The organism is Pseudomonas sp. KCJK9058 (assembly GCF_046230975.1).
Classification (GTDB): Bacteria; Pseudomonadota; Gammaproteobacteria; order Pseudomonadales; family Pseudomonadaceae; genus Aquipseudomonas; species Aquipseudomonas alloputida.
The window spans coordinates 1-9,097 of record NZ_JBJJLR010000087.1 but is presented as its reverse complement, the minus strand read 5'-3'; the positions used below and the strand labels follow the sequence as shown (position 1 = coordinate 9,097).

At 64.8% G+C, this 9,097-nt stretch carries 9 protein-coding genes; 5 read left to right on the top strand and 4 right to left on the bottom strand.

Features of this window, described 5'->3' with window-relative positions; translation table 11 throughout:
- Nucleotides 1-449 precede the first annotated feature (449 nt).
- The gene (locus ACK59Z_RS25455; protein WP_003249799.1) at nucleotides 450-1,322 is read right to left on the bottom strand and encodes a cation diffusion facilitator family transporter; all 873 of its coding nucleotides are present in this window, start codon (nucleotides 1,320-1,322) and stop codon (nucleotides 450-452) included.
- A 22-nt stretch (nucleotides 1,323-1,344) separates the two neighbouring features.
- Nucleotides 1,345-1,764 carry a hypothetical protein gene (locus ACK59Z_RS25450; RefSeq protein WP_003249801.1) on the bottom strand — a complete coding sequence of 140 codons (420 nt, stop codon included), beginning with the start codon at nucleotides 1,762-1,764 and terminating at the stop codon, nucleotides 1,345-1,347.
- 115 nt (nucleotides 1,765-1,879) lie between these two features.
- Here ACK59Z_RS25450 and hrpB point away from each other — a divergent pair, with 115 nt between their 5' ends.
- Nucleotides 1,880-4,408: an ATP-dependent helicase HrpB gene (gene hrpB, locus ACK59Z_RS25445; protein WP_409293949.1), complete on the top strand. Its 2,529-nt coding sequence runs from the start codon at nucleotides 1,880-1,882 to the stop codon at nucleotides 4,406-4,408.
- Nucleotides 4,409-4,477: 69 nt separating this feature from the next.
- Here hrpB and ACK59Z_RS25440 read toward each other — a convergent pair whose 3' ends face one another.
- Both ACK59Z_RS25440 and ACK59Z_RS25435 read right to left on the bottom strand, forming a co-directional pair.
- Nucleotides 4,478-4,996: a hypothetical protein gene (locus tag ACK59Z_RS25440; protein WP_143495095.1), complete on the bottom strand. Its 519-nt coding sequence runs from the start codon at nucleotides 4,994-4,996 to the stop codon at nucleotides 4,478-4,480.
- Between the two features lie 86 nt (nucleotides 4,997-5,082).
- Complete coding sequence (locus ACK59Z_RS25435; RefSeq protein WP_003249806.1) at nucleotides 5,083-5,739, bottom strand: YciC family protein; 657 nt, start codon at nucleotides 5,737-5,739, stop codon at nucleotides 5,083-5,085.
- A gap of 167 nt (nucleotides 5,740-5,906) precedes the next feature.
- Here ACK59Z_RS25435 and ACK59Z_RS25430 point away from each other — a divergent pair, with 167 nt between their 5' ends.
- The 4 genes from ACK59Z_RS25430 (at nucleotide 5,907) to yedA (ending at nucleotide 8,987) form a co-directional block, all read left to right on the top strand.
- Nucleotides 5,907-6,665, top strand: coding sequence for a DUF2076 domain-containing protein (locus ACK59Z_RS25430; RefSeq protein ID WP_409293946.1), 759 nt, complete (start codon nucleotides 5,907-5,909; stop codon nucleotides 6,663-6,665).
- Between the two features lie 161 nt (nucleotides 6,666-6,826).
- Nucleotides 6,827-7,306, top strand: a complete 480-nt coding sequence (locus tag ACK59Z_RS25425) for an NYN domain-containing protein (RefSeq protein ID WP_010955394.1) — start codon at nucleotides 6,827-6,829, stop codon at nucleotides 7,304-7,306.
- Between the two features lie 9 nt (nucleotides 7,307-7,315).
- Entirely contained in the window at nucleotides 7,316-7,927 is a 612-nt protein-coding gene (locus ACK59Z_RS25420) for a PolC-type DNA polymerase III (protein WP_014592488.1), read from the top strand.
- Nucleotides 7,928-8,066: 139 nt separating this feature from the next.
- Nucleotides 8,067-8,987 (top strand): drug/metabolite exporter YedA, encoded by a 921-nt coding sequence (gene yedA / locus ACK59Z_RS25415; RefSeq protein WP_409293944.1) that lies wholly within the window; start codon nucleotides 8,067-8,069, stop codon nucleotides 8,985-8,987.
- Nucleotides 8,988-9,097 lie beyond the last annotated feature (110 nt).

Sequence of the window (9,097 nt, the reverse complement as noted above, 5' to 3'; positions counted from 1 at the left end):
GGGGGGAAATTGGCAGGGAGCTCGGGGCGTTTGGCGGGTGAACGCGCGCGTAGAGAGGAGTGGGCACGTGTAGGAGCGGGTTTACCCGCGAATACGGTAGCGGCGGCAACGGTGAACGGCAGGTGGAAATTGACCAGCAGGCCCGGCCCATTCGCGGGTGAACCCGCTCCTACAACGGCCTGTGCACGTGTAGGCGCGGGTTTACCCGCGAATACGGTAGCGGCGGCAACGGTGATCGGCAGGTGGAAATTGGCCAGCAGGCCCGGCCCATTCGCGGGTGAACCCGCTCCTACAACGGCCTGTGCGCGTGTAGGCGCGGGTTTACCCGCGAATACGGTAGCGGCGGCAACGGTGATCGGCAGGTGGAAATTGGCCAGCAGCCCCGGCCCTTTCGCGATGAACCCGCGCCTACAAGGGATTGCGTAATCGGTGGGGCATGGGGGGTTACCTCATACCGGGTCGGCGTGCACCATCACGTCCGCTTGTGGGTAACGCTGGCGGATCACCCGCGAGGCCTCCACGCACAAGCTGTGCGCCTCATGCAGTGGCAGTTGCCCCGGCAGCTCCAGGTGCAGTTGCACAAACCACTGGTTGCCCGACACGCGCGTGCGCAGGTCATGCACGCCTTTCACGCCTGCAACGGCCAGCACCAGCGCGGCCATGTCCTCGCCAACGTCGCCGGGTAACGCTTTGTCCATCAGGATCGCCGTACTTTCGCGGGCAATTTGCAGCGCGCTCCAAAGGATGTAAAAGGCGATGCCAAGGCCGAACAGCGCATCCAGCTGCGGCCAGCCAAAACGCGCCAGCAACAGGGCCAGCAGAATGCTGCCGTTGAGCAACAAGTCAGAACGGTAGTGCAGGGAATCTGCCCGTACCGCAGTAGAGCCGGTGAGCCGGATGACCTTGTACTGCAGCGCCAGCAGGGCGACCGTCAGCACCAGAGACAGCAGCATCACCGCGATTCCGATTGAGGTATCACCCAGCGGTTGCGGGGTGGACAGGCGCTCGACCGCCTGCACCCCGATCAGCACCGCACTGCCACCGATGAACAGCGCCTGAGCCATACCGGCCAAGGCCTCGGCCTTGCCATGGCCGAACCGGTGATCGTCGTCTGCCGGGCGCAGGGCGTAGTGCACCGCCAGCAGGTTGAGGAACGAGGCCACGGCGTCCAGTGCCGAGTCAGTCAGCCCTGCCAGCAGGCTCACCGAACCGCTCAGCCACCAGGCCAGCGCCTTGCTCAGCACCAAGATGCTGGCCACCGCCAGTGACGCGCGCGTGGCCAGGCGGAGCAGGCGCTGGTGTTCAGCCGGAGTAGTGATCATCCGTGGTCAGTGTCCGTGTGGCTCAGGCTGCTGGAACCAGGCCCATACTGGCCAGTTGTTCGATGCTGCCGCGGTGCTGGATCAGCCGTGGGTCGTTCAGCGGCAGGCGCTGGCCCAGTTCGCTTTCCAGAATGGCTTGCAGCTTCAGGTTGTCGACCTTGCCATCCGGGCTGACGGCTTCTTGCAGTTTGGCCGGGTCAACCTGGGCAGTGCGGCCACCTGGGTAGTAGATGGCGCCGGTGGCAAAGTCGATACCGAAGGCAATCAGCCCCGGGATTACATAGAACAGGATGCCAATGGCATCCATGGCGGCAACCACAGGGTCGATCTTGCCGCCGATTTGGCCGCGCCGGTCCGGGTAGAAAATGGTGCCGCAGGCCGTCAGTTGGGTCAGCAGGGTGGCGATGAGGGCGCCACCGATGACGCGGGTCGAGATACGCATGTAAATCTCCGAAAAGTGTTCAGCAGGGCAAGCGAAGCGCCTGCGCCTGATGCTAAGACCATGATAGAGCAGGCTGGGTTCGCCGTTATACTCGCGAGACTGTTCGAGGACCACCATGATTTCATTACCCATTGATGCTGCCTTGCCCGCCCTGCGCCAGGCTCTGGAAAACCGTGACGAAGTGGTGCTTGAAGCGCCGCCTGGCGCTGGCAAGACCACCCGCGTGCCACTGGCGCTGCTGCACGAACCGTGGCTGGCCGGGCAGAGCATCCTCATGCTCGAGCCACGGCGCCTGGCTGCGCGGGCAGCGGCCGAACGGCTGGCCAGTGAGCTGGGCGAGCAGGTTGGGGAAACGGTGGGTTACCGCATCCGTCTGGACAGCAAGGTCGGCCCGAAAACCCGTATCGAAGTGGTGACCGAAGGCATCCTCACACGCCGCCTGCAAGCCGACCCGGCGCTGGAAGGGGTGGGCCTGCTGATTTTCGACGAATATCACGAACGCAGCCTGGATGCCGATCTCGCACTTGCGCTGAGCCTTAACGGCCGCGAGTTGCTGCGTGACGACCCGCCCCTGAAGATTCTGCTGATGTCGGCGACGCTGGAAGGTGAGCGCCTGTCGCGGCTGTTGGACGACGCCCCGGTGGTCAGCAGCGAAGGGCGCATGCATCCGGTGGATATCCGCTGGGGGCGGCCGTTCCAGCCAGGCGAGTTCATCGAGCCACGGGTGGTGGACAGCGTGTTGCATGCACTGGCTGACCAGGCCGGCAGCGTGCTGGTGTTCCTGCCTGGGCAAGCCGAGATCCGCCGGGTTCACCAAAGCCTTCAGGACGCCCTGGGGGCGCGACCCGAGATTCTGCTGTGCCCGCTGCATGGCGAACTCGACCTCAATGCCCAGCGCGCCGCTATCGACCCGCCGGCCAAGGGCCTGCGCAAGGTGGTGCTGGCCACCAACATCGCTGAGACCAGCCTGACCATCGATGGCGTGCGCGTGGTGATCGACGCAGGCCTGGCCCGGGTGCCGCGCTTCGACCCCGGCAGCGGCATGACCCGCCTGGACACCCAGCGCATTTCCCGCGCCAGTGCCACCCAGCGCGCGGGGCGTGCCGGCCGCCTGGAGCCCGGCGTGTGCTACCGCCTTTGGTCCGAGGCCCAGCATGACCAGTTGGCCGCCCATGGCAGTGCCGAGATTCTCCAGGCCGACCTGGCCGGGCTGGCCCTGCAGCTGGCGCGCTGGGGTGTAACCCCCGAGCAGTTGCGCTGGCTCGACCAGCCGCCAGCTGCAGCGTTCGCCCAGGCCCAGGACCTGTTGGCGCGACTCAGCGCCTTCCGGCCGGGCAGCCGCGACACCCTCAGCGAACATGGCCAGGCCATGGCCGAACTGCCGGCTCACCCACGCATCGCGCACTTGTTGCTGCGCGGCCAGGACCTGGGCCTGGCACAGATGGCATGCGATGTGGCTGCACTGCTGGGGGAGCGGGACATCCAGCGTGGCGGTGGTGCCGACTTGCACAGCCGGCTTGCGCTGGTCAGCGGTGAGAGCAAGGCTGCGCGTGGCGGCCAGGGGGGTGTGCAGCGTGCTCGTCAGCTGGCCCGGCAATACCGTGGCCTGTTGCGTGGCAAGGTCGGTGCACCGGTTGCCGACCCGGACCACCCACGCTGGCTGGGCGCCCTGCTGGCGCTGGCCTACCCTGACCGGGTCGCCCAGCAGCGCCGGGCGGGTGGAGCGGAGTATCGGCTCGCCAACGGCCGTGCGGCCCTGTTTGGCGAAGTCGATGCATTGATGAAGTGCCCATGGCTGGTGATCGCCGACCTGGGTAGCCGCCAGGGGCAGCGTGAGGAGCGGATCTATCTGGCCGCCGAATTCGATCCGGCGTTGCTCGAGGGTGTGCTGGCCGAACAGGTCGAGCGGGTCGATATCCTTGATTGGGACGAGCGCGAGCAGGTGTTGCGCGCCGAGCGCCAGGTGAAGGTTGGCGAACTGGTCCTCAGCCGCGAGCCGCTGCCCGGGCTGGATGATGAAGCCCGGGCCCGAGCGCTGCTTGGCCTGGTCCGGCGCAAAGGTTTGAACCTGCTGACCTGGACGCCGGAACTGCGGCAATGGCAGGCACGTGTGGCGCTGTTGCGTCAGCTCGACCTGCAGAAGGATGGCCACAGCGAATGGCCTGACCTGGGGGACGAAGCCCTGCTGGCCAGCCTGGAAGACTGGTTGCAGCCTTACCTGAGCAAAGTATCGCGCCTCAGCCACTTTGCCGCGCTGGACTTGCCGTCGATGCTGCGCAACCTGCTGCCCTGGCCGCTGCCGCAACGCCTGGAAGAACAGGCCCCGGCGCATCTGGCCGTGCCGTCCGGCTCGAACATCCGCCTGGATTACAGTGAAACCCCGCCGATTCTCGCCGTGCGTCTGCAAGAACTGTTCGGCCTTGCCGATACCCCGCGCATCGCCAACGGCCGGCAGCAGGTCAAGCTGCACCTGCTGTCACCGGCACGTCGGCCGGTGCAGGTGACCCAGGACCTGGCCAGCTTCTGGCGCACGACCTATGCCGTGGTGAAGAAAGACCTGAAAGGGCGCTATCCGAAGCATTACTGGCCGGACGACCCTCTGGTGGCCGAGGCTACGGCGCGGGCCAAGCCGAGAGGGCGCTGATGCACAACACCGAGTGCGGCAGGCCGAAAAAATCATGTGCTGGGCACGACGTGTCAGTGGTCGTGCCATTCATCGTATTGCACCCGCCAGTGAAGCTTGATCTGCTTGCCTCAATAGGAAAGTGATCACTTCGCCTTCCTCGACGTTGAGCAAGGCTACCCACTCCCCACTCCTGTGCGGCGTATCCGTGAGGGCGCCGACCCTGTAGCCCCGCTGGTCGCGCAGATGGCAGACAAGGCCTTCATCTGTCAGCGCCAGCGGCTCGATTTTCCAGTATTCGCTAACGTCTGCATGCCAGTAAAAGCCCAGATAACCATTGCGGCTGACCCCTAGTTTCTTGGTCTCCGGGCGCCCAGGCATGCTGATGCGGTAGTGCAGGCGATCGTTGGTCCGCGAGTGGTAATGAAAGTCCATCACTGGCGAGTCCTGCCTTCCCCCCGCCTGCAACCAGTCATCCTCTGGGGTAATGCCCCAGCTGAACTTGTCTGAACTGCGGCTGAGGCGTAGTGGGATGTCCCGGTCGACGGCGCGCATGTACAGCTTGCCGCGAAAAGACCTGGCGTACCCGGCCTGAATGGTTTCGTTCATGGTGCACTCCTAGAACAGCATTGAGGATGTGCACTCTGGCGCCAAGGCTGGGCAGCCCGGCAGGCCGAAAACATTCCCCGGTGGCCTCAGGTGCTGGCTTCGCCTTCCAGCAACATGAACAGGCGATACAGCACCACGGTGCTGAACAGTTGCAGGAAGCCGCTGAGGCTGTCCATGGCCAGTTCCATCCCGGGTGATGGCTCGGGGAAGGCCATCAGCAGCAGCCCGTCGATCAGCCAGATCGGCGCCAGCACGCCTACCACGCAGACCATGATGCGCATGAAATGCCCGGTGGTCATGCTTGCGCTGTCGCGCATCGCCTGTACCACCGGCCGGCCGCGCAGCACCAGCAGGTACTCGGCGAACACCAGGTTGATCATGATCCACACCCCCGGGAAGATGAACAGCGCAAGGCCGGCCATGATCAGTAGCGAGCTGATCAGGATCAGCAGGGCCAGTTGCGGCCAAAGCTGCAGGGCGCGGGCGAACAGGTCGCGCTTGGCGATTTCCTGGCCGTTGCTGCGTGTGTCCAGGTACAGGATCAGGGCTGCGCTGTACAGCGGGTAGAACAACAGGCTGACCAGCATGCCGTAGGCCGGTGATGCCTGGTCGCCCAGCTGCCGGTACAGCAATTGGGTGACCAGGGCTTCCACCACCACCAGCGGCAGGCACAGCTGCAGGATGTTTGGCAGGTGACGGCGGAAGAAGTACAAGGAGTCGCGCAAAACGCTCAGCGGATTCATCAGTCAACATCGCATGGCAGTAAAAACAGGGGCCTAACTTTAGCCCAAAGCAGGCCTGGGGCTGTCACTTGCTGAAAAAAGTTTCACCGCAGCAGTGATTGAATCCCGCGCCTGTACGCCCCATCTTTGACGCTGTCCGATGTCCCGCTACCCCACGAGGTCGCCCCATGAACACTGAAGAACAAACCCTGATTGACGGCCTGTTCGGCCGCCTCAAGCAAGCCGAAGACCCGAGCCAGCCGCGTGACGCGCAAGCCCAGGCGTGCATCGAGCAGCACGTGCGTCAGCAACCGGCGGCGCCTTACTACATGGCCCAGGCGATTTTGGTGCAGGAGGCCGCAATCAAGCGCCTCGACGAACAGAACAAGCAACTGGAAGCCGAGCTGCAGCAGGCCCGTGCCCAGGCTCAGGCGGCACAAGCCGCCAGCAGTGCGCCGAGCAATGGCGGGGGTGGTTTCTTGTCCAGCATCTTTGGTTCGGGTGGGCGCAACGCAGCGCCGGCGGTGCAGCCACAGCGCCCTTCGACGCCCCCTGTAGCGTCCGGTGGTGGCTGGCGCGAGCCGTCGGCCCCTGGTTTTGGCCAACCTCAGGCGCCGCAGCCTGGCTATGGCGCCGCGCCTGCGCGCAGCGGGGCCAGCAGCTTCCTTGGCGGGGCTATGCAGACCGCCGCCGGTGTGGCCGGTGGTGTGCTGCTGGCGCAGGGTATCAGCAGCCTGTTCAACCACAACTCGCAACCGGAAGAAGTGGTCGAGGTTATCAAGGAAGAGCCGGCGCCAGCCAGCGACAGTGGCGGCTGGAACGACCAGGGCGGGCAGCAGCAAGTGGCTGACAACGGTGGCTGGGGCAGTGACCAGGGCGGATACGCCGACGGTGGTTTTGGCAGCGATGACGGTGGGTTCTTCTCGGACGACGATTCTTACGTCTGACAGGTCTGGCATACTGCTGGCATTTCCGGGGGCGCTTTGCGCCCCTTCGCGGGCACGCCCGCTCCCACAGGTGTACGCGCGATACCTGTGGGAGCGGGCGTGTCCGCGAAGGTCTGCGCAGCAGCCCCCCCAGCACTCCAGGCCAAAAATGAGGTTCCCAGGTGAAAAAGATCGCGCTGTTCGCCGATGTGCAGAACCTCTACTACACCGTGCGCCAGGCCCACGGCTGCCATTTCAACTACACCGCCCTGTGGGCCGATGTCAGCCGCGAAGGCCAGATCGTCGAGGCGGTGGCCTATGCCATCGACCGTGGCGACAGCAAACAACAGCAGTTCCAGCAGATCTTGCGCAACCTCGGTTTCGAGGTGCGCCTCAAACCGTTCATCCAGCGCAGCGATGGCTCGGCCAAAGGTGACTGGGATGTGGGCATTACCCTGGATGTGATCGACGCGGCCAGCCGGGTCGACCAGGTGGTGCTGGCCTCCGGTGACGGTGACTTCGACCTGCTGCTGGAGCGGGTAATCCAGCGCCATGGCACCGAAGCGGTGGTGTATGGCGTGCCGGGGCTGACGGCGTTGTCACTGATCCGTGCTGCCACCCGCTACGTGCCCATCGAAGGCGCGCTGTTGCTCAAACACTAAGGTCTTTTCATGGAACGTATCGCTGTCATCGACTTTGAAACCACCGGCATTTCCCCCGGTACCGGCTGCCGTGCCACCGAGGTGGCGGTGGTAATGCTCGAGGGTGGGCGCATTGTCGAGCGCTACCAGAGCCTGATGAACGCTGGCGTGCCGGTGCCGGCCTTCGTCGCAGGGCTGACCGGCATCACCACCGCCATGCTGCGCAGTGCGCCGCCGGTGGAGAAAGTGATGAACGAGGTGGCCGAGTTCGTCGGTGGCACCCCATTGTTGGCGCACAACGCTGCTTTCGACCAGAAGTTCTGGGATTACGAGCTGAGCCGTATTGGCCGCAGCCGCAGCCAGCCCTTCGCGTGTTCCCTGTTGCTGTCACGGCGCCTGCTGCCCGCCGCGCCAAACCACAAGCTGGGCACTTTGACACGCTGGGCTGGGTTGCCAGACACGGGGACCGCGCACCGGGCCATGGCCGATGCCGAAATGGCCGCCAACCTGCTGCAGCATCTGGCGGGTGTGTTGCGCCAGGACCACGGGGTTCAGCAACTGTCGCACGAGCTGCTTTGCCGGCTGCAGAAAACCCCGGCTGCGAAGCTGCGCGAAGCGCTGGCCAAGTACTGCAGGGATTAGCCAGTGAACGTCTGGGGGAGTGTCGCCTACGTCGAACGCACCAGAATTGTGCCGCTCATTTGAACCCGTTCTGTAACGTCCCTTCACCCAGGCAGGCCGTTAAACTGAGGCACCCGTAAACGGATTTCGAGTTTTCCCCATGCCTGCCTCCCCTCGTTTCCCGCTGCTGCTGATTGGCGCCTTCCTGGCCCTGTATCTGGTCTGGGGTTCCACTTACCTGTTCATTCGCATCGGCGTCGAGAGCTGGCCTCCGATGCTCATGGCCGGTGTGCGCTTCCTGATCGCCGGTGGCCTGCTGTACGGCTTCCTGCGTTGGCGCGGCGTGCCGGCACCTACCTGGCCACAATGGCGGGCGGCAGGGGCGATCGGTTTCTTGTTGCTCAGCTGTGGCAACGGCGGGGTGACCGTGGCCGAGCATGCCGGCGTGGCTTCGGGCGTGGCGGCTTTGGCGGTGGCGACGGTGCCGCTGTTCACCTTGCTGTTCGGCCTGTTGTTCGGGCACCGCAATTCGAAGCTGGAGTGGGCGGGGATAGCCCTTGGGCTGGTGGGCATCGGCCTGCTGAACCTGGGCTCCAACCTGCAGGCAAGCCCGATAGGTGCGGCGCTGATCATCTTCGCGGCAGCGTCCTGGGCGTTTGGCTCGGTGTGGAGCAAGACCTTGCCGCTGCCCCAGGGGCCGATGGCCAGCGCAGCGGAAATGCTGGTCGGGGGTGCGGTGCTGTTGCTGGGCAGTGTGCTATCGGGCGAACGCATGACACAGCTGCCGACCGCCGCTGGCTGGGGGGCGCTGGCCTACCTGGTGTTCTTCGGTTCGATCCTGGCGTTCAGTGCCTACATGTACCTGCTCAAGCACGTGCGCCCGGCAGCGGCCACCAGCTACGCCTACGTCAACCCGGCGGTGGCGGTGCTGCTGGGGATCGTCTTTGCCGGTGAGCAGATTGGCGCTGAAGAGTGTGTGGCGATGGCAGTGATCATCGGCGCGGTGGTGCTGATCGGCCTGCCGCAGTGGCGCAAGGCGCCTGAACCTGTGCAACCGTTGAAAGGTGAAATCTGCAAGTAGGCAGGGGCGATGCGGTAAACTTGCCGCCTTCGCTGAACCCCCTGACGGTATTGCCATGAATTTCGCCAAACTCGGCCTGATCGAACCGCTGCTGCGCACGCTGCAGCAAC